The 20,002-nt window shown below is 63.4% G+C and carries 19 protein-coding genes and 1 pseudogene; 6 read left to right on the top strand and 14 right to left on the bottom strand.

Annotated features, from left to right (window positions below):
• The first annotated feature begins 94 nt into the window (after positions 1-94).
• The gene (locus ACFSJC_RS05050) at positions 95-532 is read left to right on the top strand and encodes a bacteriohemerythrin (protein WP_386024138.1); all 438 of its coding nucleotides are present in this window, start codon (positions 95-97) and stop codon (positions 530-532) included.
• Here the strand turns inward: ACFSJC_RS05050 and draG are convergent.
• The 8 genes from draG to nifB form a co-directional block, all read right to left on the bottom strand.
• The gene (gene draG / locus ACFSJC_RS05045; protein ID WP_386024135.1) at positions 486-1,481 is read right to left on the bottom strand and encodes an ADP-ribosyl-[dinitrogen reductase] hydrolase; all 996 of its coding nucleotides are present in this window, start codon (positions 1,479-1,481) and stop codon (positions 486-488) included. The genes ACFSJC_RS05050 and draG overlap by 47 nt on opposite strands.
• A complete protein-coding gene (locus ACFSJC_RS05040; RefSeq protein WP_386024132.1) occupies positions 1,459-2,040 on the bottom strand; it encodes a nitrogen fixation protein NifQ in 582 nt (193 codons plus the stop codon). Before ACFSJC_RS05040 ends, draG begins: the two co-directional genes overlap by 23 nt.
• Before the next feature lie 2 nt (positions 2,041-2,042).
• Positions 2,043-2,393 (bottom strand): 2Fe-2S iron-sulfur cluster-binding protein, encoded by a 351-nt coding sequence (locus ACFSJC_RS05035; protein WP_386024129.1) that lies wholly within the window; start codon positions 2,391-2,393, stop codon positions 2,043-2,045.
• 17 nt (positions 2,394-2,410) lie between these two features.
• Entirely contained in the window at positions 2,411-2,695 is a 285-nt protein-coding gene (locus tag ACFSJC_RS05030) for a 2Fe-2S iron-sulfur cluster-binding protein (protein WP_386024126.1), read from the bottom strand.
• A 239-nt stretch (positions 2,696-2,934) separates the two neighbouring features.
• Positions 2,935-4,197 (bottom strand): FprA family A-type flavoprotein, encoded by a 1,263-nt coding sequence (locus ACFSJC_RS05025; RefSeq protein ID WP_386024123.1) that lies wholly within the window; start codon positions 4,195-4,197, stop codon positions 2,935-2,937.
• 29 nt (positions 4,198-4,226) lie between these two features.
• Positions 4,227-4,670, bottom strand: coding sequence for an ArsC/Spx/MgsR family protein (locus ACFSJC_RS05020; protein ID WP_386024120.1), 444 nt, complete (start codon positions 4,668-4,670; stop codon positions 4,227-4,229).
• Between the two features lie 200 nt (positions 4,671-4,870).
• A complete protein-coding gene (locus ACFSJC_RS05015; RefSeq protein WP_386024118.1) occupies positions 4,871-5,149 on the bottom strand; it encodes a 4Fe-4S dicluster domain-containing protein in 279 nt (92 codons plus the stop codon).
• 14 nt (positions 5,150-5,163) lie between these two features.
• The gene (nifB, locus tag ACFSJC_RS05010; RefSeq protein ID WP_386024115.1) at positions 5,164-6,657 is read right to left on the bottom strand and encodes a nitrogenase cofactor biosynthesis protein NifB; all 1,494 of its coding nucleotides are present in this window, start codon (positions 6,655-6,657) and stop codon (positions 5,164-5,166) included.
• Positions 6,658-7,081: 424 nt separating this feature from the next.
• Between nifB and ACFSJC_RS05005 the strand changes: the two genes are divergently transcribed.
• Together ACFSJC_RS05005 and ACFSJC_RS05000 are read left to right on the top strand one after the other, a co-directional pair.
• On the top strand, positions 7,082-8,602 hold the full coding sequence (locus ACFSJC_RS05005) for an alkaline phosphatase (RefSeq protein WP_386024112.1): 1,521 nt from the start codon (positions 7,082-7,084) through the stop codon (positions 8,600-8,602).
• A 117-nt stretch (positions 8,603-8,719) separates the two neighbouring features.
• Complete coding sequence (locus ACFSJC_RS05000) at positions 8,720-9,901, top strand: YibE/F family protein (RefSeq protein WP_386024110.1); 1,182 nt, start codon at positions 8,720-8,722, stop codon at positions 9,899-9,901.
• Positions 9,902-9,999: 98 nt separating this feature from the next.
• On the opposite strand, the gene ACFSJC_RS04995 is transcribed toward ACFSJC_RS05000, so the two are convergent.
• From ACFSJC_RS04995 to nifL, 6 genes and pseudogenes are all read right to left on the bottom strand, one after another.
• Positions 10,000-10,821, bottom strand: coding sequence for a toll/interleukin-1 receptor domain-containing protein (locus ACFSJC_RS04995; RefSeq protein ID WP_386024107.1), 822 nt, complete (start codon positions 10,819-10,821; stop codon positions 10,000-10,002).
• Positions 10,821-11,184, bottom strand: a pseudogene (locus ACFSJC_RS04990) (integrase core domain-containing protein); the annotation flags it as partial. The gene ACFSJC_RS04995 and the pseudogene ACFSJC_RS04990, both read right to left, overlap by 1 nt.
• A gap of 52 nt (positions 11,185-11,236) precedes the next feature.
• Complete coding sequence (locus ACFSJC_RS04985) at positions 11,237-12,682, bottom strand: TrkH family potassium uptake protein (protein ID WP_386024104.1); 1,446 nt, start codon at positions 12,680-12,682, stop codon at positions 11,237-11,239.
• A gap of 132 nt (positions 12,683-12,814) precedes the next feature.
• Positions 12,815-13,474, bottom strand: coding sequence for a glycine-rich domain-containing protein (locus tag ACFSJC_RS04980; RefSeq protein WP_386024102.1), 660 nt, complete (start codon positions 13,472-13,474; stop codon positions 12,815-12,817).
• 109 nt (positions 13,475-13,583) lie between these two features.
• Positions 13,584-15,179 carry a nif-specific transcriptional activator NifA gene (gene nifA, locus ACFSJC_RS04975; protein ID WP_386024099.1) on the bottom strand — a complete coding sequence of 532 codons (1,596 nt, stop codon included), beginning with the start codon at positions 15,177-15,179 and terminating at the stop codon, positions 13,584-13,586.
• Positions 15,180-15,196: 17 nt separating this feature from the next.
• Positions 15,197-16,837 (bottom strand): nitrogen fixation negative regulator NifL, encoded by a 1,641-nt coding sequence (gene nifL / locus ACFSJC_RS04970; RefSeq protein WP_386024096.1) that lies wholly within the window; start codon positions 16,835-16,837, stop codon positions 15,197-15,199.
• A 382-nt stretch (positions 16,838-17,219) separates the two neighbouring features.
• On the opposite strand from nifL, the gene rsxA reads away from it, so the two are divergent.
• The 3 genes from rsxA to rsxC all read left to right on the top strand — a co-directional run bounded on the left by rsxA (position 17,220) and on the right by rsxC (position 20,002).
• Positions 17,220-17,795, top strand: a complete 576-nt coding sequence (gene rsxA, locus ACFSJC_RS04965) for an electron transport complex subunit RsxA (protein ID WP_386024094.1) — start codon at positions 17,220-17,222, stop codon at positions 17,793-17,795.
• Between the two features lie 88 nt (positions 17,796-17,883).
• Positions 17,884-18,417 (top strand): RnfABCDGE type electron transport complex subunit B, encoded by a 534-nt coding sequence (locus ACFSJC_RS04960; RefSeq protein ID WP_386024091.1) that lies wholly within the window; start codon positions 17,884-17,886, stop codon positions 18,415-18,417.
• 43 nt (positions 18,418-18,460) lie between these two features.
• Complete coding sequence (gene rsxC, locus ACFSJC_RS04955; protein ID WP_386024088.1) at positions 18,461-20,002, top strand: electron transport complex subunit RsxC; 1,542 nt, start codon at positions 18,461-18,463, stop codon at positions 20,000-20,002.

Raw genomic sequence — 20,002 nt, 5'->3', positions numbered from 1 at the left:
TGACCGGATGACATAGCGGAGGGACGAATCATCGGCGGGCCGATTCGGACCTCGGACCGATACCCAGGCTCGTCGATTTGGCCAAGGAGGATTCATGGCCCTGATCGAGGATTTCGAGGCACGCTTTCTGTTGGGCATGCCCGCCATGGACCGGAACCACCGTGAGTTCGTCGATCTTCTCAACCGCATGGACGGTGCGTCGAACGCGAGCTTCGCCGATCTCTTCGGTGAGATGGTGCTTCACACCCACGCCCACTTCGCAGCGGAGGAGGCGATGATGCGCGAGACGGCCTTCGGCCCGATCGCCGAGCATCGCGCCGATCATCAACGCGTCCTCGGCGACCTGGAGCGGTTCGCACGGCAGGTGCGGCGCGGGCAGGTCGCCATGGCGCGTGCCTATGTGATCGAGCAGATGCCGGACTGGTTCGCCCAGCACGCACTTACGATGGACAGCGCCCTGGCGGCCCATCTGTGGCGTGATGCGCTCAGGAAGGGGCGGCTTGCTGAGTGCTCGTCCGCTCGCCAGGCTTGAGGCTCAGCCTCAGATTCCCGCCCTGGTGCGGGGATGCCCGCACCAGGGCCAGAGCCTGCGCTCGGCAGGCCTTGGCCGTCTCCTTGTCCAGCGTGTTCATCCAGCGCTTGGGGATTGCCTCGGGACCGTAGAGCGCGCCCGCGATCATGCCCAGGATCGCCCCCGTGGTGTCTGCGTCGCCTCCTCGATTGACCACATCCACCAGCGCCGATTCGAATGAGTCGGTCTGCAACAGCGACTGGATGACGGCTTGAAGGGTTTCGACGATATAGCCGCCGGGATTCTCGGTGCGTTTGCGGTCGTAGCGGAAATGGGCGTCGGCGTCGACGAGTTGTTTGGCGAGCGTCGCCAGATCGATGACGGTTCCGCCCAGCAGGGCGGTCTGGACCATGCGGATCACGGCGAACGTACCGAGATCGGACAAGGCGTTGTGATGGGTGATGTGGGCCTGGAGGCGGTTGGCCGTGTCGACCTCGTCGGGCGTCGCGCCCAGGGTGTAGAGCGCGATCGGCAGGGCGCGCATGCAGGCGCCATTGCCGGCGTCGTACTCGTTCTCCGGGACTTGGGTCTGTCCGGTGCGCCGATAGAGACTGATGCCGCGCCGGACCGTGTGTCCGATGTCGACCGGTTTGGTGCGCATCCAGTCGCTGAAGGACTCGGCGATGGCGACGGCATCCAGGCCGCCTGCGGCGAGCAGGCTTCGGCCCAGCGCCAGGTTCATCTCGGTGTCGTCCGTTACCCGTCCCTTGCGCAGACGCAGCCAGCCGCCGCCGATGATGTCGCGGTGCTCGCCGTACTGATCCCGGATCTCGCGCGGGGTGAGGAATTCGACGGTCGCGCCCAGGGCGTCGCCGACGGCCATGCCCAGATAGGCGCCGATGGCGCGTTGCTGTAGCCGGTCGCTTTGGCCTTGGATGGGCGAAGAGTCAGTCGGATTCGAAACAAACATGGTAGTCGACGCAGACCTCGCAGGACGGGGAGCGGCAGACATAGATGCCCTCGGCCTCGCACAACTGCTTGTAGAGGAAGCGCTTCCACTTCATGTCCTTGGTGTTGCGCTCGGCCAGGGTCGGGAAGTTTCTGTTCATCAGGGCGGTCAGCTCGGGACGTTCCCAGAGCCCGAGATCCTGCCACAGATGGTCGCTGGCCATGCAGCCGGCGGCGACGACGCTGGCCATCCAGACCTCGGAGAGGGTGCGGTTGGCGCGATGCGTCAGCATGAGTTCGATCAGTTCATCGCGCTCGTCCTGGCGCGCGTCGGTCAGAGGTTGGCCCGAGTCGATGGCGCTGAGCACGTCGGGCGAGACGCCCGGGAAATGATGGGCCATGAGATTGCGAAAATCGCCCAGATCCAGCCCCAGCCAGGCGGGGAGCGCACCGCCACCGGCGGCGCGCGTTGCGATCATCGCCGCGAAGGCTCGATCATTGCCGTCCCCGGCCGCACGCACCATCAATCGGGCGAAGACGCGATCGGCTTCCCGCGTCAGGTCGTAGGCCAGGGTCGACATGATCAGTACTCCACGAGGATGTCTTCGTCGCGAACGATCATCTGGCAGGCCAGACGCCATTCGCTGGGCATGTCATCGAGCGCCAGGCGTTCGATGTCTTCCTTGGTCAGTTTGCCTAGGTGGCGCAGAACGGTCTGCTCCTTGTCGGTCAGATGATATCCCATCCGCTGTTGCTTGTTGTCGACGCTGGACACGCGCACGACGCAATTGCCGCACTCGCCGTCCTGGCAGTCGTGATGGACCGGGATCTTGTGCTCCTTGGCCAGCTTGAGCAGCGTTTCGGTGTGGCTTCCCGCCACGGCATAAACGGTCTTGTCCTTGTACTCGGGGTTCGAAAAGGTTACGAGTGGCACGATACTTCTCCCCTGTATCAGGCGGGCTTGACGCGGCAGTCGCCGAGGATTTGGGCCTGGCAAGCAAGCCGATCGTGACGACCGGCCATATTCTCGCGCAGGACCTTTTCCTCGAGCACGGACGGCTCGGTCAGATTGTTCCAGCCTTCCTCCACATGCATCATGCAGGTCCCGCAGTCGCCCTCGCGGCAGCCGTAGATGACACCGGCGCCGATCTTCTCGGACACCTCGATGACACGGGTGCCGGCTGGTACGTTTACGGTCTGGCCGATGTCCGAAAAGGTGATTTTGGCTTTCGCCATGACGTCAGACTCCTATGTTTCGATGGTTGATTTGGTCAATGGCTGGCGATCGGCGGGCCGTCCCGGGACAACCAGGGGGCGTCGCTTTTCGGTCCATTTCCCGCTCTCCCGGACCCGAATCCCCGAGGGGCGCCGGACAGGTTCTCCTCTCCCTCGGACGGGAGAATGACCGTGGGAGAGGGTGCACAGCCTAGCCAATCGCATAGGCTCCGCAGGTCGAGTCAAGGTCCCGGACCTGTTCAGCCCAAGTCGGCGAAATCGATGACTCGACCCTTCTCTCCACTCACGATGGCACCGGCCAGCGCACGTCCGAAGTCGCGGCACTCGGCCAGTTCCTCATCGGTCGGGATGAGTTTGATGCGCAGCCCCGCCACCGGAACACGCATCTTCAATCCGCGCATGCGGTCCTCGATCATGCGTACCGCCTCGCCGGTCCAGCCGTAGGAACCGAAGGCGGCACCGAGCTTGCCCTTGAGCTCGATCACGGCGAGCGAGGAAAGCAGGTCCCAGATCGGCTTTACCGCGTCCCCATTGATGGTTGGCGATCCGAAGGCCAGCGCGTCGGCCGATTCGACCAGGTCCACGAAGGGCTGGATCTCGCCGCCTTCCAGGTCGTAGAGCGAGACGCGCGCCCCGGCCTCCTCGGCACCGGTGCGAACGGCCTCGGCCATCCGCGCGGTGTTGCCGTAGGAGCTCATATAGAAGACGACCAGCGTCGGGTCCTCGTTGCCGATCCGCTCGGCGAAGGTCGATGTCGAGAGTTCGCGATACCGGGTCAGATAGCGTCTGGGCCGGTCGCGCAGAATGGGGCCGTGGGTCGGCGCGATGATCTTGAGCGGCAGTGGTTCGATCAGCTTGAGGGCGTCCATCACGTGCGTCTTGAACGGTCGCATGATGTGCGCGTAGTAGTAATCGAACGAGAAACGGAAGTCCCCGCACTGCTCGTTGAACATGCGGCTGTCGCAGTGATGACAGCCGAAAATGTCCCCGGAGAAGAGCGTCGCTTCCTCGACCAGATAGGTGCATTGGGTATCCGGCCAATGCAGAAAGGGCGTATGCAGGAAGCGCAGCGTGCGGTCGCCGAGCGAGACCTCGTCTCCGGTGTCGACGGTCTGGTATTCGAGCGGATGCTCCTCGCTCGGCTTGAGCAGCGCCTTGAGCATGGCCGGCGCGCGGACCGAGATATGGAGCCGCGCCTGGGGTGCGCGACGCATGAGTTCGGGCAGCGCGCCCGTGTGGTCCGGCTCAAGATGATTGAGCACGATGACCTTGATCTCGTCGTAACGGGCGACCGATTCCAGCCGGGCGAAGAAGTCGTCGGCGAACTCCGCCTTGACGGTATCGATGACGGCGACCCCATCGCTCCCGCGCACCAGATAGGCGTTGTAGGTGGTACCGTTGGCCGTGCGCAGGATGATGTCGAAGGTGCGCAGTCCCGGATCGAGCGCACCGATCCAATGCAGACCGGGCCGGATCTCGACCGCCTCGGTCGCCTCGGCCATGCCGTTTCGGGAAGTCGGCGGAAGGTGCGTCATCGTAGATCCGCCTCGGCGCTCGGCAGATCGCAATGGGGATCCGGCCCCGTCTGCGAGCAGGACTGCAGGTCCTGGCCCTCGGTCAGTTGCACGCCCAAGGCATCGAGCAGGGGATCCGCGTCGAAACCGCAGCTTACCCCGAGGTCGCACTCGATCAGGGGACGGCGGATCAGTAGCGGATCGGCAATCATCAGGGATAGGGCGGTCGCCGCATCGAGCGCACCCGGCTCGACCTCGCCCGCCTTGATGCGGGGCGCGGTCGGATTGAACCAGTCGCGTACCGGACGCTCGCCGAAAAAGGGACGCAGCCGCTCCGCCGTCCAGGACTCGGTCAGCAGATTGCGCACGCTCAGGCGGTGGCCGAGCGACTTCAGCAGTGATTTCTGCTTGGCGTTGGAGATGCATCCCGGCTTCTCGTAGAAGATCACGGACCTGCTCACGTTGCCCTTCTCCTCTTGTCAGTCTGTTCGATGAGCCCTCCACCTGGATGCGGCGCGGCGCTCGTCATGATTCGGATCGCCGAGTTCGGCCGTCCGATGCCGGTCGTCCGTTCGACCTGAATGCGACACAACGCGATTCTGTGTGGCGTTCAACGCAATCCCGCTACGCAATCGATGGTGTTTCGAGTTCGCGCCCTGGATCAGCGGGCGCGGATTTCGGCCTGGGTCGCCGCCAGGCGTTCGGGTGGGATTCCGGTCAAGGAGCCTGGCGGATTTACCGCGCGTCCAGCCGCGTCGAGAATCGCCCCCTCGATCGGACAGATGCTTGCGCATTGAGGCTCGGCGAAATCGCCGTCGCATTCGCTGCACTTCTTGGCGTCGATCAGGAAGTGCGGTTTGGCCGCGACGATAGCCTTGCTCGGACACAGGGGCTCGCAGGCCCAGCAATTGACGCAGCTTTCGATGATTGTCAGTGCCATTGTCGCGTTTCCTCTCAGGCCGACATGCGTTGTTCGGGGGCGGGCGCGCTGTCGAGGCGGCCCGATTCGAGCATCTCGCGATAGACCGTGGCGACGGCCTCTTCGATCGGCTCGATCGCGTGCTCGCCGTTCGGGGTGATGCCTGCGGCCTCCAGCATGCCCCAGGGCTCATAGCCGATCTTGGAACAGAGCACGACCTCGCAGCCCGACAGCGTGCGAATGGTTTTTTGCAGCGTGGTCTCCGCGTCCCCGCAGGTATCGCCGCCGGAGCAGTAGAGATCGACCTTACGGACCCCGATGAAACGCACGTCCGTGCTCGATGCCTCGTAGACGAGGAACTCGCGGGCATGGCCGAAATGCTGATTGACGACACCGCCGCCGGTGGTGGCGACCGCCATCAGCACCGGACGCGTTTCGGTCTTCTTGGGGGCCGGTCGCTTGAGCGAGGCGAGCGAGACGAAGACCTCGCCGCTCTGCTGGCGTTGGGCCGCCCGATTGGCCTCGATCTCGGCATGGACCTGGGCGCGGCGGGTCATGGCTGCGGCGTAGTCGATCTCCATGGTTTCGATCTTGTCGAGGGTGAACTCGTGTCCCCGATCCTCGCCGAGCATGCCGACCGCATCGGCGCGACATTGGCGGCAGTGGCGCATCATGGCCATATCGCCGGCGCAGGCGTCCTGTAGGGTCTGAAGCTCCTCGTTGGTCGGGCCGCGCTGGCCCATGAGGCCGTAGAAGGTGCCGTGCTCGGGCTCGGCGATCAGGGGCATCACGTTGTGCAGGAAGGCGCCCTTCGCCTTGACGACGCGGCTGACCTCCTTGAGATGCGCGTCGTTCACGCCGGGGATGAGCACCGAGTTGACCTTCACCAGCACGCCGCGCTCGACCAGCATCTCCAGACCCTTCTGCTGCTGTGCGATCAGGATCTCGGCGGCCTTCCGGCCCTTGATGCGGCGGTTGTTCCAGAAGATCCAGGGATAGATCTTGGCCCCGACGTCCGGGTCCACGCAGTTGATGGTGATGGTGACGTGTTCGATGTTGTGCTTGCAGATCTCGTCGACCAACTCGGGCAGGGCCAGGCCGTTGGTCGAGACGCAGAGACGGATGTCCGGGGCCTTCTCGGAGAGCTGGCGGAAGGTCTCCAGTGTGCGCTCCGGGTTGGCCAGCGGATCGCCGGGGCCGGCGATGCCGAGCACCGTCATCTGTGGAATGTTGGCCGCGACAGCCAGCACCTTCTTCACTGCCTGGTCCGGGCTCAAGACCTCGGAGACCACGCCGGGGCGGGATTCGTTGGAGCAGTCGTACTTACGGTTGCAGTAGTGGCACTGGATATTGCAGGCCGGCGCCACGGCGACGTGCATCCGCGCATAGTGATGGTGCGCATCCTCGGAGAAACAGGGATGGTTGTTGACCTTTGCGCGGATCGCCTCCGGCAGATGGGCGAGTCGGTCCGTGCTGCTGCCGCAGCCGCTCGATGCGCAACCGCCCTGGCTCTTTACCTTCAACTCCATCACGCTGCCTCCAGAGAATCGGGGGCGCCCGCCCCAGTGGATCGAAGAATCTGATCCAGGTGAAAGCAATTGTCATGCCTGCGTGATGAAATTTATTATGAGATTGATTTTAATAAATTTATTCTGTGCCGTTTTTCCACGTTGTGAGGATTACGACAGGTCTCTGGGCGAGCGCTTGTGAGAATCGGAACAGCTGACGACATCCCTGTCGAACGGGTGGTCGGCGGGCGCTTTCGGTCGGTGAGGCCGTGCCGTCAGTGACGGCGGTTGGGCAACAGCTTCATCCAATTGTCACACTGTCGAAATGGTTATTCGTTAGATTTCCTGCGTCAAACCAAGGGGGACCGCTTGGGATTTCCCCTCGATTTTTTCGCCGCCCCGGTTTTCGGGGCGGTGCCCATCTCTATTTGCAGGAGTTGAGCAAATGACCCCGACACATTCGATTTCCCGGCTATTGGCCGTGGCGGCGCTTTGCTCCGCCAGCTTGGCCGACGCTGCACCATTGGCGAAGTATGTTTTCTTTTTCCTTGGCGACGGCATGGCGAGCGGCCAGATCCAGGCGACCGAGGCCTATCTGACCACCAAGAACGGCGGTTCGGCGACCAAGGCGGTCGATCTGCTCAACCCCGACAATCGCCTGAACATGACCAAGCTGCCCGTCCAGGGCATGCAGACTACCTATGACGCCGGTGCGCTCATGACCGACTCGGCCTCGGCCGGTACCGCCTTCGCGACCGGTATCAAGACCAAGAGTGGTGTCCTCGGCATGGACGAGACCCTGACCACCAGCTACAAGAGCGTCGCCCAGCTCGCCCACGAGCATGGCCGCAATGTCGGTATCCTCACCAGCGTCTCGCTGGATCACGCCACCCCGGCCGCCTACTACGCGAGCGTGACTAGCCGTGGCTACATGAACCAGATCGAGACCCAGCTCGCCGAGTCCGGTTACGACTTCTTCGGTGGCGGCGGCCTTGTCGCCCCGACCGGTGCCGCTCGAAGCGGAGACTCCGAGAACAACATCTGGGATCTGCTGACCGCCAACGGCTACACCGTGGTCAACGATCGCGAGTCCATCCTGGCGCTGAAGGGTCGTGGTGCCCCGGAGAAGGTCGTCGCCATCAACGAGACCCTGGACAACTCCTCCGCCATGCCCTACGCGATCGATCGTCCGGCGACCAATCTCTCGCTGGCCGAAATGACCGAGGTCGCGATCGAAAACCTCTACGCGAAGAACAATCGCGGCTTCTTCATCATGGTCGAGGGCGGCAAGGTCGACTGGGCCTGCCACGCCAACGACGCGGTCGCCGCGATCAATGACGTGCTCGACTTCGACGCGGCCATCGCCAAGGCGCTGGCCTTCTACGCCAAGCACCCGAACGACACCCTGATCGTCGTAACCGGCGACCACGAAACCGGCGGCATGACCATCGGTCACGCGACCACGGGCTATAGCGCCCATTACGACAAGCTCTTCGGTCAGTCGAACAGCTTCGAGTATTTCGCCGCCAATCAATGGGAGGCCCACAAGGCGAAATACGAGAGCGGCTACGACTGGACGGCCGACGACAATCTCTCCTCCAACGCCGAGATGGTCGCCCTGCTGAAGGATGACTTCGGACTCGTCTGGGACGACCTGAACGACTACCAGAAGGAGAAGCTGGAAGACGCCTACGACATGTCCATGATCGGCGAGAACGACAACAGCGGTGCCGAGAACACGCTGTTGTACGGCAGCTACGAGCCGATCGTCGTCACCATTACCCACATCCTGAACGAGGTCGCCAGCATCGGCTGGACGTCCTACTCCCACACTGGCGTTCCGGTACCCGTCTTCGCGCAAGGAGGTCAGGCAGATCTCTTTGCCGGCTTCTACGACAACACGGACATCGCCAAGAATCTGTCCAAGGCAATGGGCTTCCGGGAGACCCTTCCGGTCGTCAAATAAGACCTCCCGCCGTCTCCGTTTCCCGCCATACGGCGCCGTTCTCGCGACGGCGCCGTTCCTGTTTACCGGACCGCCACGGCGTCGCGCGAGAGACGGCGGTTCGGCCATGGAGCCTCGATGAAACCCTTTCGATTTGTTTTGAGCCGAGACTGGCTGTTCGCCCTGGTCATCGCGCTCATCTGCGGTCTGCTCGCCTTGATCGATCTGTCGCCCGTGCCCTCCGCCGAGACGGGTCTGCACGCGCGCGCCCTGGTTACCCAGGTCGACAACAGTCAGGTGCGGGTCAATCTCATCGTCAAGACCGAGGATCAATTCCTCATCGTGCGTCTGCTCGACGGTCCATACAAAGGTCAGGAATTGGCGGTCACCAACATCCTGACCGGCAAGATGGAACTCGACGAGTTCTACGAGGAGGGCCAGGTCATCCTGGTCGAGTACGGGGTCAAGAACGGCAAGCCGGCCAATGGAATGGCGCGCGGCTATTACCGGCTGGGCTTGGAGCTGATGCTGATCGGTGTCTTCGTGGTACTGCTGATCGCGGTCGCCGGAGTCACCGGGCTCAAGGCGGCGCTGTCGTTCGTCTTCGCCGCCCTGGTGCTGTGGAAGGTCTTCTTTCCACTGGTACTGCTCGGCTATTCGCCAATCCCGTCCGGGCTGGCGCTGGTTGCGCTGCTGACCGGGGTCATCACCTTCTCGGTTGGAGGACTCAGCCGGCGCGGCATCGCGACCTTCGCCGGCTCCATGCTCGGGGTCTCCCTGACCTGCGCCCTGGCGCTCTGGTCCGTCAACGCCTTCCATCTGCACGGCGCGGTGAGGCCATTCGCCGAGACGCTGCTCTATGCGGGCTACTACGACCTGCGTCTGACCGATATCTTCATCGCCAGCATCTTCATCGCCTCATCGGGCGCAGTCATGGATCTGGCGATGGACATCGCCGCCAGCATGGACGAGATCCAGCGCAATCATCCGGGCATCGGGCTGTTCGAGCACCTGACCTCGGGGCTGAGGGTCGGAAGGGCGGTGATCGGGACCATGACCACCACGCTGCTGCTCGCCTATTCGAGCAGCCACATCGCCATGTTCCTGCTGTTCATGGCCAAGGGGCTCCCGGCCGCGAACATCCTCAACGCCCCCTTCGTCGCCGCCGAGGTGGTCAACATCCTGGTCGGCAGCTTCGGACTCATCACCGTGGCCCCCTTCACCGCGCTGGTCGCGGCCTTCCTCTACCAAGCCGGAACGCCGGGACATGCATCGGTCCAGTCGGTAAACGCTCGGGAACAGGACAGCGAGCTCGCGTAAGTGCGATCAGGATCCGTCCAACGCTCAGGTTCAGGCGCGGCCCTGCCGGAGCGAAGCGGAGGCAGGGACATCGGCTAGAACCTGTTTGGATGCGACGTTCACGGACGCCAATAGACTTGACCAGTTTGTACGGGAAGTGCCTTTAAAATTTCCCGAAGCCCTTCAAGCTGCCCAGATGGTTCTTTCCAGACATAGCGTGTCAGGAGGTCTGGCACCTTCGCCTTCTCGCTTGGTTCGTGAAAGACCAGAGTAATGATGGAAAACTTATCTCCCTTTTTGCGCTTCTCTTGAATTGCATAGTCAACTTCAGAGGCTAGAAAGTTTTCATCCTTGTAGTTGGTGGTTACAAAGAAGACGGCTGCGCATGAGTCTGCGAAGCCCTTCAAGAGTTCTCTCTCTAACTCCAATCCTGCGTGCATTGCATCTTCGTCCAGCCACGGATCAAATCCAATGATTTCCAAAGTCTTCTTGTATTCCCTAATTAGCGGTTTGTCGGCACCTTTATGGCTGAGGAATATCTTCATCGGTGTTAGGCCCATGGCGAATTCGTGCTTCTTGAGCATGTGACCAAGCTCGTCATTGATGCTTCCAGCGGGATCTATGAATACTATTGCGTCTGTTGGGCGAAGATTGAAATGACGGTTAAGCCTTGAGCGAGCTTTCTCTTTGCTTGCTACATCAAGCTGCGCGACTCCCAAAAGATTCTGCGGAAGATCGCCGATCCCGCTGAACGATCTCATCACAGGATTGCCAGTGTGATTGAGGATGACAACGAGCCAACCCTGGTAACTCCCGATTTTTGAGTCATAGCCGGACAGCACGGGCCACGCAGATAACTGCTCGGGGTAGTGCTGGGCCACAACTGCTCGGTAACGCTCGACTATCTGCTCTTCAAGCGACTTCTCGTTTTTATCGACCATTACTTCTCTCCAAGCATCCAAAGCTTTGCACAGCCGGCTTCATACTGCGGCCTGAGCGAGAGCGAAGGACGCAGTATGAAGCCGGTGTAAAATCCCCGAAAATTATATACCTGCTTTTTGAATAGTTCGGGGCGTTTCTCAGCCCAATCCTTGACGGCTTGAATCGGGGCCATGTGCCTGAGTGCTTTTTGCGGAATATGCTGGTTGTATACCTGGACGTAGCGGGTGATGGTTTGCTCCAAACTCTGCGACGAGTCGAAGCGTGTTGGCCAGTACCTTGGCGATGCGCCCATTGAAGCGTTCGACCATGCCATTGGTCTGCGGGGTTCTGGGTTTGGTCAGGCGATGCTCGATGGCATGTTTGAAGCCGAGACGAAGAGCCACTGGTGCGGATCAGCCGGTTGACCCTGCTGGATCAGTTCCGCCAGTAGTCCGGGAGGAAGAGGATGAAGAGTGTGAAGATCTCAAGGCGTCCGGCGAGCATGCCGAAGACGCCTAGCCATTTGACGACCGGGTCGACCGTGGCGAAGTTGGTGGCGACCTTGCCGAGTCCGGGGCCGAGCAGGTTGACGGTGGCGACCACTGCGCCGAATGCGGATTCCAGATCGAGTCCGGCTGCCATCATGGCGACGGTCAGGAGTACGCAGGTCACCACATAGAGGACGGAGAAGCCCCAGACCGAGAACAGGATGTCTTCGGTCACCGAGCGGTTGCCCACCTTCACCACGGCGAGCGCCTGCGGGTGTGCGAGCTGGAAGAGCTGGCGGAAGCCCAGTTTGACCAGCAGTATCACCCGCAGCACCTTGATTCCACCAGCCGTCGACCCGCCACAGCCGCCGGTGAATGAAAGGATCACGAGCACCAGTGGGACGTGTAGCGGCCAGAGTGCGTAGGTGGCGGTGCCGAAGCCGGTGCTGGTGAGGATGGAGGCGACCTGAAAGGAGGCGTAGCGCAGACAGGTCAAGCCTTCGGGATAGGCGTTTGCCCAGTAGAGGCTGGCCGCTACGAACAGGGATCCGCCGAGAAAGATGAGTCCGAAGGCACGGACCTCGGGATCGATCAGGTAGGCACCGGGGTCGCGTTTGCGCCAAGCGAGAAAATGGATCGTGAAGTTGATACCGCCAGCGAGCATGAAGAAGGTGGCGATGGCCTCGATGAGCGGGCTGTCGAAATAGCCGATGCTGGCGTCGTGGGTGGAGAAGCCGCCGGTCGAGACGGTCGCGAAGGCATGACCGATGGCGTCGAAGGTATTCATTCCGGCGAGCCAGAAGGCGAGCGCGCAGGCGGCGGTGAGGGCGAAATAGATGGCCCAGAGAACGCGCGCGGTCTCGGCGATGCGCGGGGTGGGCTTCTCGTGCTTGGCGACCCCGGAGGTCTCGGCGCGGTAGAGCTGCATGCCTCCGACGCCGAGTAGCGGCAGGATGGCGACCGCGAGCACGATGACGCCCATTCCGCCGAGCCAGTGGATCTGCTGGCGATGGTAGAGAACGGAGGGCGGCAGCCGATCCAGTCCCTCGATGACGGTGGCCCCGGTGGTGGTGAACCCGGAGATGGACTCGAACACCGCGTCGGTGACGTTCAGGTGCAGGCCCAGGATGAAGGGCAGGGCGCCGACCATGCCGAGCAACGCCCAGAACAGGGTGACGATGAGAAAGCCGTCGCGCACCGAGAGCTCGGTCTGCTCCCGAATGTTGGGCAGCCAGAGGAAGACGCCGATACTCGCCGTGATGACCAGGGAGACCCCGAACACCAGCCATTCGCCGTCGTTGTAGATGAGCGCGACGACGATCGAGGGCAGGAAACTCAGGCTGTAGAGCATCAGCAGGATGCCGAACAGTCGAATGATGGCGCGCCAATGCATTCGGTCTTGACTCTCCTCGGTGGCGTGTCGATGGCACGGCTGAGGCCAGGTGCGGCCGGAGTGGGCGAATCTTGGTTTCCTTGGGCCGAGCGTGCAACCTTTGAGGCGGATTATTCGCCGGGCAGGCGGCGATCAATCCCCGCCGCATCCTCCGCCATCGCCTCCGCCATCGCATCCGAACCAGGAGCCGCCGCATCCGTCGCTTGAGTCGCCGCTGGCCAGATCGGCGATGCAATGGATCGGCTCGTCCGTGTCGCTTCCCCGCTGCGGGTGGCAATCGAGCGCGTAGCGGAACCCGTCCTCGATCCCGAGCTGCGCGTCCAGCGCGAAGAGGAGCGGCAGCCGGGCCGGTTTTTTCGGATCCAGGCGTTCCTCGCGGCAGGCGAACCACCAGGCGCGCCGCAGACCGGCGTTACCGATTCGATCCGATCCCATGACCACGGCTGGGGTGTGGTGCAGGAAACGTCCGAAGGCGCGTCGGCAGAAGGCGTCGTAGTGGCGGGTATAGAGGATGAACTCGTGCCAGAGATCGTCCGCGACCCGCGACGGCATGGAGACGAATCGGCGTCCGCTGGCCAGATAGACGAGAAAAAACTGGCGCAGCGCGCGCGAGACCAGGTGCCGATCGTGCGTCGAGAGTGACGGGTGTCTGGCCGCGAGCCGGTCGAGCAGGCCGTTCGGGAAGGGGTGGGAGCGAATGAAGTCCGCCCGTTTCTTCCGTCGTCGGTTCGACCAGACCTTCGAGAGCAGAAACAGCACAATCGAGCCGATGAGGATCGCGAGCCCTGTCATGATCGAGACCTCGGTCAATGCGGCCCCGGCGTTCTGACTTCCTGTCTCGGTTCGGGGCGGATTCGATTCGGGCCGTGGGTCGGTCTGGCCGCCCACGACCCCAGGGCGGTCAGAACTGCCGCATCTTGATGTTGAGCGTCTGGATCCGGTAAGCGATCTGGCGCGGCGTCATGTTGAGCAGTCGGGCGGCCTTGGCCTGAACCCAGCCGGCCTCTTCCAGCGCGGCGATGACGCGTTCGCGTTCATCCAGGTTGGGGTCGTTGAGGTCGACCGGTTGGGCGCCGTTGCCACCGTTGCTGCCGGCGGCCGGCGGCGACAGGTCGGCGCTGGACGTGCTCAGATCCAGTCCGGTCAGGTTGATGACGTCGCGGTCGATGAGGCCGTTTTCGCACATGACGGCGGCGCGCTCCATGCAGTTCTCCAGTTCGCGCACGTTGCCCGGCCAGTCGTAGCGCATCAGGACGCGCAACGCGCTGTCGGTGATTTGGAGATCGCGTCCCTGTGTGCGGGAAAGCTTGTTCACCAGGAAGCGGGCCAGGTCGGGGATGTCCTCCATGCGTTCGCGCAGGGCCGGCATGCGGATCGGCATGACGTTCAGCCGGTAATAGAGATCCTCGCGGAACTCCCCGCTTTGTACCTCGGCTTCCAGATCGCGATTGGTGGCGGCGATGACGCGGACGTCCACCTTGTGCGTGCGTCCGCCGCCGACGCGCTCGAACTCGCCCTCCTGCAAGACCCGCAGGAGCTTGGCCTGGAAGGCCGGCGTGATCTCGCCGATCTCGTCGAGGAAGAGGGTGCCGCCATCGGCCTGTTCGAAACGTCCCTTGCGCTGGTTGATGGCGCCGGTGAAGGCGCCCTTCTCATGACCGAACAGCTCGGATTCGAGCAGGTTGTCCGGGAGCGCCGCGCAGTTGAGCTTGACGAAGGGCGCGCGCGCGCGCGGCGAGTTGTAGTGGATGGCGTTGGCGATCAGCTCCTTGCCGGTACCGGATTCGCCGCGAATCAGTACCGTCGTGTTCCATTTGGCGACCTGGCGTACCTGCTCGAACACCAGCCGCATGGAATCGGCGCGGCCGATGATGCTGTCGAAGCCGTGCGTTCCCTTGACCTCGCGGCGCAGCTTGTCGCGCTCCTCGCGCAGCGCCTGTTGCTCGGCCTCGACCGTGCGCGCGAGACGGACCGCCTGCCCGGTGAGGTTGGCGACCATTTCCAGAAAGCGTGCCTGGTGACCGAGCAGCGCGTCGCCCGGTGGTGGCTGGGCGGCGAGAACGCCGATCGGGTGTTCCTCGCCGACGCGGATGGGGACCCCGATGAAGGGGAGATCCGGATTGTAGAGATTCAGACGGTCGAGGAAGCGCGGCTCGTCGCCGATCCGGGGCAGGATCCAGGGTTCGTTCGACGAGAGGATGTGTCCGATCACACCTTCGCCGGGCTGGTAGGTGACCTTTTCGAAGGGTTCGGCATCCTTGTCGTGCAGCGCGCTGATCATCAGCTCGCCGCGGTCCTCGTCGAGCAGGCACACCAGGCCATGGTGCATGCGTCCGCGCTCGCTCAGGACGCTGAGCACCTCGCGCAGGGTCTGGCGCAGGTTCAACGATCGGCTGAGAACGCTGCTCACCTCGAAGAGTGCCGCCAGTTGGGATTCGAGGAGTGCGAGCCGGCTGGCCTCTTCGGCGCTGGCGAAGGCGGAAGAATTTGGACTCATTGATCGATCTGGCAAGGTCAGTCGTCCGGTAGTACGGCGTTCAAGGACAGGCGGATCAGACAGCCATCGCTGCAGTCGGGATCGATCTCGATCGATCCGCCATGGGCATTGACGATCTCTTGCGACAGGGCGAGCCCCATGCCGGCGCGCCCTTGGCGGTTGCGCCAGCCGATATAGAAGGGCTCGAAGACCCTGTAGCGGTCTTCCGGGGCGATGCCGGATCCGTTGTCCTGGATCTCGACCTCGACCCCTTTGTCCAGGCTGCGCGTCGTGATGCGGAGCTCGGGCTGCGGGGCCTTGCATTCGCGCAGTGCCAGGATGGCGTTGTCGATCAGGTGCTTGAACATGGAGCGCAGCTGGTTTTTGTGGCCGTTCAGCTCGGGCAGCACGGTCGCCGGCCGCCAGTCGACCACGATGCCGGTCGCCAGCAGTCGTGCGGTCTCCAGCTCCAGGACCTGGCGCAGCAGGGCGTTGACGTTGACCCGCACCCCGGACTCGCGCGGCCCCTCGGGTAGGGCGGCGTTGAGCGTGGCCAGGGCCTTGGCGCCCGAGTCGCTGATCTGGTCGAGCATGCCGATCAGCGTGTCGACGTTGCCGGCGCCGCTGCGCAGCATGCCAGAGGCGGCGTTGATGACGTTGAGCGGCACCTGGATCTGGTAGATGGCGGCGGCGAGCGCCTCGCGCATGCCGTGCATCATCTGCTGTTCGGCGAGCCGGGCGCGCAGATGCTCAAGGTGGGCGCGCTCGATCTCGCGTCGGCGTCCGGTGATGTCGTTCGCGAGCAGCAGCAGTCGGCGATCGCTCGGCGCCTGCTGACCGAAAAAGCTGCGTGCCGTTGGGTCCGCCTCGTCGACCGGGGTTCCGGAGCAGGAGAACCAGCGCGGTCCCTGATTGCCTCGGATGTCGATGCTGACCTCGACGTTCTTGAATCCATGTCCGTCCAGACAGGCGGCGAAGGCATCGAGTCCGAGCTGCTCGCCGACCGCCTTGCGCAAGACCTCGACCGGCTCCTTGCCCTGGAGGTCGTCGAGCAGCTTTTTGTATTCCTGGTTGTCGAGGATGACCCGTCCCTCGCTGTCGAGCAGCACCACGATCACCGGCGCGGCATCGAGTACCGTCTCGATGCGGGTCTTCTGCTGGCGCAACGCCCCCTCGAGCTCGTGCATCTTGGTGACGTCGCGATGCATGCCGAGGAAGTATTTGAGGTCGCCGTCGCCGTCCAGCACCGGCGAGATGGTCAACTCGGCCAGGTAGTCGCCGCCTTGCTTGGTGCGGTTCACTAGGGTGCCGGTCCAGGTCTGTTTATGCTGGATGGTGCGCCACAGGTGCTGATAGACGCTGTCCGGGGTGGCGTTGTTGGACAGGATCGCCTCGTTCTGTCCCCGTACCTCTTCGCGGCTGTAGCCGGTGAGCGTCTCGAAGGCATGGTTGGCGTAGAGGATGGTCGCCTTGGCGTCGGTGATCGAGATGGCGATGGGCGATTGCTCAACGGCCTCGAAGAACAGTCGCGGTGGCAGGGGATCGCTTGGGTCGCCCCCCATCAAGGCCAGCGCTTCCACCACTTCCGGTGGCGTTCCGACCGGAGGCGAGGCGAGAAATTCGCCCAGCGCATTGATGACGGCTTGCTGGGCGGGTTCCGGGGCTTGTCGAACCGGCACGGCATTCTCCTGAGAAGTTCAGCGGGCTTGATGCGAGTGTCAAGCACAAAATAGACCAGATTTCTTCCGTTTCGGCAGTGTCTCGGGCGCCGGCCCGAGCGAAATCCCTTGTCAGTTTTCCAACATTTCTAGCCGCGCCGCAACAAGAATTCTGTTGTCAGCACGACAGTCGCTGTTTTTGTCGGGTGTTGCGCTTGGTGCTCGGATGCGTCGTCCAGTCGTGTGACGAACCCGCCAAGTGGCTGTTTCGGTGCTCCCGATCTCGCCGGGGAGTATGCGCGCAAGGCCCGAACAGATGGAGACGGTGGGAGGCAGGATCAAGATGGCACCCCGTTTGCATGCGTGACGTCATCCTGGCCGAATGCGAAAGGTTTCGTTACCGATGGGCGAGTATCTCATGCTGATCCTCGGCACCGCACTGGTTAACAATGTGGTGCTGGTCAAATTTCTCGGTCTTTGCCCCTTCATGGGGGTGTCGAACAAACTCGATTCGGCGCTTGGTATGGGGCTTGCGACCACCTTTGTGCTGACCCTGGCCGCAGTCGCCGGTTGGCTGCTGGAGCATTTCGTGCTGCAGCCGCTGGACATCGGCTTCCTGCGCATCCTCACCTTCATTCTGGTGATCGCGGCCGTCGTGCAGTTCACCGAGATGGCGGTGCGCAAGATCTCGCCCTCTCTCTATCAGGTGCTGGGCATCTATCTGCCGCTCATCACCACCAACTGCGCCGTGCTCGGCGTCGCCCTGCTGAACGTCCAGGAGGATCACGGCTTCCTGGAGAGCGTGCTCTACGGATTCGGTTCGGCGCTCGGCTTCACCCTGGTGATGGTGCTGTTCGCCGGGATGCGCGAGCGGCTCGCGCTCGCCCAGGTGCCCGCCGCCTTCGCCGGCGCTCCCATCGCCTTCGTTGCGGCGGGGCTGCTCTCGCTCGCCTTCATGGGCTTCGCCGGGTTGACCTAGTGCCTGCCGGATACGTCTTGGTGGGCGTGTCCGTCTCGACCAGCGAAACCATCGAACTCCACGTCATCCAAACGGAGATCTGTCAGACATGCTTGCCGCGATCGCCAGTCTCACCACGCTAGGTCTCGCCTTGGGCTTGCTCCTCGGTATCGCCTCGCGCTATCTCAAGGTGGAGTCCAGCGCCGCGACCGAGCAGGTGGCGGCCCTCCTGCCCGGCTCTCAGTGCGGACAGTGTGGCTACCCCGGCTGCGGTCCCGCCGCCGAGGCCATCGCCTCGGGTGCTGCGCCCGTCACCATCTGCCCGCCTGGCGGCCGCGTCTTGGCCGAGGAACTGGCAAGTCTGCTCGGGGTGACGGCCGATCTGTCCGGCGTCGAGGACAAGCCGCCGATGATCGCCCACATCCACGAGAACATCTGCATCGGTTGCACCAAGTGCTTCAAGCGCTGCCCGACCGACGCCATCATGGGGGCGAACAACATGATCCACAGCGTCTTCGCCGATGCCTGTATCGGCTGCGAACTCTGCTTCGACGTCTGTCCCACCGAATGCATCGAGATGCGTCCATTGACGCCGACCCTGCAGACCTGGCATTGGCCCAAGCCGGCGGCGGTGGCGGCATGAACGGTATCGGGGCTCTTCTTCGGACCACAGGGGGCGCACGGTCATGAAACTCTTCAAGATTCGAGGCGGTGTCCACCCGGACGACCGCAAGCAGTTGGCCGCCGGGCAGTCGATCGAGTCGCTGCCGATGCCGGCCCTGCTGCATATCCCGTTGCAGCAGCACATCGGCGCGCCCGCCAGTCCGGCGGTGCGACGCGGTCAGATGGTCGCCAAGGGCGATCTGCTGGCCCAGGGCCAGGGCGTGATCTCGGCCCCGGTGCATGCGCCGACCTCCGGGCGCATCATGGGCGTCGGCAGCTATCCGGCCCACCATGCCTCCGGTCTTTCGGTGCCGACCATCACCCTGAAGCCAGACGGCGAGGATCGCTGGGCGGACCATATCCAGGGCGTCGAGGATCCCTTTGCGCTCGAACCCGAGGCGGTGGCCGAACGTGTGGCCAAGGCCGGGATCGTGGGTCTGGGCGGGGCGACCTTCCCGGCGGCGGTCAAGCTGAACCTGCGCAAGCGATTCCAGGTCCACACCCTGGTCATCAACGGCGCCGAGTGCGAGCCCTATCTGACCTGCGACGATCGTCTGATGCGCGAGTGCGCGAACGCGGTGATCGACGGCATCCGCATCATGGCCCACGCCCTGGGCGTGAAGCAGATCATCGTCGCGATCGAGAACAACAAGCCCGAGGCTCAGGCCGCCATGGCCGTTGCCGCCTCGGCCTATCCCGATATCCGCATCGCCCGTTTGCCGACCCGCTATCCGATGGGGTCGGAGAAGCATCTGGTGCAGACCCTGACCGGGCGCGAGACCCCGGCCCGCGCCCTGACCGCCGAGATCGGTGTCGTGGTGCACAACCCGGCCACCGCCTTCGCCGTGCACGAGGCGCTGCGTTTCGGGTATCCGCTGGTCTCGCGCGTGGTCACCGTCACCGGCGGCGCCATCGCCCAGCCGCGCAATCTGCGCGTTCCGCTGGGCACCAAGGTCCAGGATCTGCTGGACCACTGCGGTGGCTTCAAGGTCGATCCAACGCGACTCATCAGCGGCGGCCCCATGATGGGACAGCCGCTGCCGAGTACCCGTGTCCCCATGGTCAAGGGCAGCAACGGCGTCCTCGCCCTCACGGCCGAGGAGACCAACGCGCGCGAGCCCATGCCCTGCATCCGCTGCGGAAGCTGCGTCCAGGCCTGTCCCTGCGGTCTGGTCCCGCTGGAGATGGCGTCCCATACCCGGATCGGGGATCTCGAGGGCGCGGTCGAGCTGGGGCTGATGGACTGCATCGGCTGCGGTTCATGCGCCTATGTCTGTCCGGGGCATATCCCGCTGGTCCAGTTCTTCAACTATGCCAAGGGCGAGATGGCGGCGCGCGGACGGGCCAAGCAGAAGCAGGCCGAGACCAAGCGTCTCGCCGAGCAGCGCACCGCGCGCATGGAGGCGATCAAGCAGGCCAAGCGCGAGGCCATGGCGAAGCGCAAGCGCGAGATGGCGGCGAAGAAGAAGGCGGAGGCCGAGAAGAAGGCCGCCGCCGAGGCTCAGGCGGCTCAAGAGGGCCAGACGGATCGACCGGTTCGGTCCGCAGCCGAGACGGAGGCATGA

This window comes from Thiorhodococcus fuscus (assembly GCF_042682685.1).
GTDB classification, from domain to species: Bacteria; Pseudomonadota; Gammaproteobacteria; order Chromatiales; family Chromatiaceae; genus Imhoffiella; species Imhoffiella fuscus.
Note: the sequence above shows the minus strand (reverse complement) of the source record. Positions and strands in the feature narration are given on the sequence as shown.

What these genes read in the sequence shown, in the direction of transcription:
- ACFSJC_RS04980 (WP_386024102.1), bottom strand. Translation starts at nt 13,474, where the DNA reads ATGACAGGGCTCGCGATCCTCATCGGCTCGATTGTGCTGTTTCTGCTC.
- ACFSJC_RS05040 (WP_386024132.1), bottom strand. Translation starts at nt 2,040, where the DNA reads ATGTCGACCCTGGCCTACGACCTGACGCGGGAAGCCGATCGCGTCTTC.
- ACFSJC_RS05015 (WP_386024118.1), bottom strand. Translation starts at nt 5,149, where the DNA reads ATGGCACTGACAATCATCGAAAGCTGCGTCAATTGCTGGGCCTGCGAG.
- ACFSJC_RS04995 (WP_386024107.1), bottom strand. Translation starts at nt 10,821, where the DNA reads ATGGTCGATAAAAACGAGAAGTCGCTTGAAGAGCAGATAGTCGAGCGT.
- nifB (WP_386024115.1), bottom strand. Translation starts at nt 6,657, where the DNA reads ATGGAGTTGAAGGTAAAGAGCCAGGGCGGTTGCGCATCGAGCGGCTGC.
- ACFSJC_RS04960 (WP_386024091.1), top strand. Translation starts at nt 17,884, where the DNA reads ATGCTTGCCGCGATCGCCAGTCTCACCACGCTAGGTCTCGCCTTGGGC.
- rsxC (WP_386024088.1), top strand. Translation starts at nt 18,461, where the DNA reads ATGAAACTCTTCAAGATTCGAGGCGGTGTCCACCCGGACGACCGCAAG.
- ACFSJC_RS05050 (WP_386024138.1), top strand. Translation starts at nt 95, where the DNA reads ATGGCCCTGATCGAGGATTTCGAGGCACGCTTTCTGTTGGGCATGCCC.
- ACFSJC_RS05005 (WP_386024112.1), top strand. Translation starts at nt 7,082, where the DNA reads ATGACCCCGACACATTCGATTTCCCGGCTATTGGCCGTGGCGGCGCTT.
- ACFSJC_RS04985 (WP_386024104.1), bottom strand. Translation starts at nt 12,682, where the DNA reads ATGCATTGGCGCGCCATCATTCGACTGTTCGGCATCCTGCTGATGCTC.
- nifA (WP_386024099.1), bottom strand. Translation starts at nt 15,179, where the DNA reads ATGAGTCCAAATTCTTCCGCCTTCGCCAGCGCCGAAGAGGCCAGCCGG.
- ACFSJC_RS05025 (WP_386024123.1), bottom strand. Translation starts at nt 4,197, where the DNA reads ATGGCCGAGGCGACCGAGGCGGTCGAGATCCGGCCCGGTCTGCATTGG.
- ACFSJC_RS05030 (WP_386024126.1), bottom strand. Translation starts at nt 2,695, where the DNA reads ATGGCGAAAGCCAAAATCACCTTTTCGGACATCGGCCAGACCGTAAAC.
- draG (WP_386024135.1), bottom strand. Translation starts at nt 1,481, where the DNA reads ATGTTTGTTTCGAATCCGACTGACTCTTCGCCCATCCAAGGCCAAAGC.
- ACFSJC_RS05000 (WP_386024110.1), top strand. Translation starts at nt 8,720, where the DNA reads ATGAAACCCTTTCGATTTGTTTTGAGCCGAGACTGGCTGTTCGCCCTG.
- rsxA (WP_386024094.1), top strand. Translation starts at nt 17,220, where the DNA reads ATGGGCGAGTATCTCATGCTGATCCTCGGCACCGCACTGGTTAACAAT.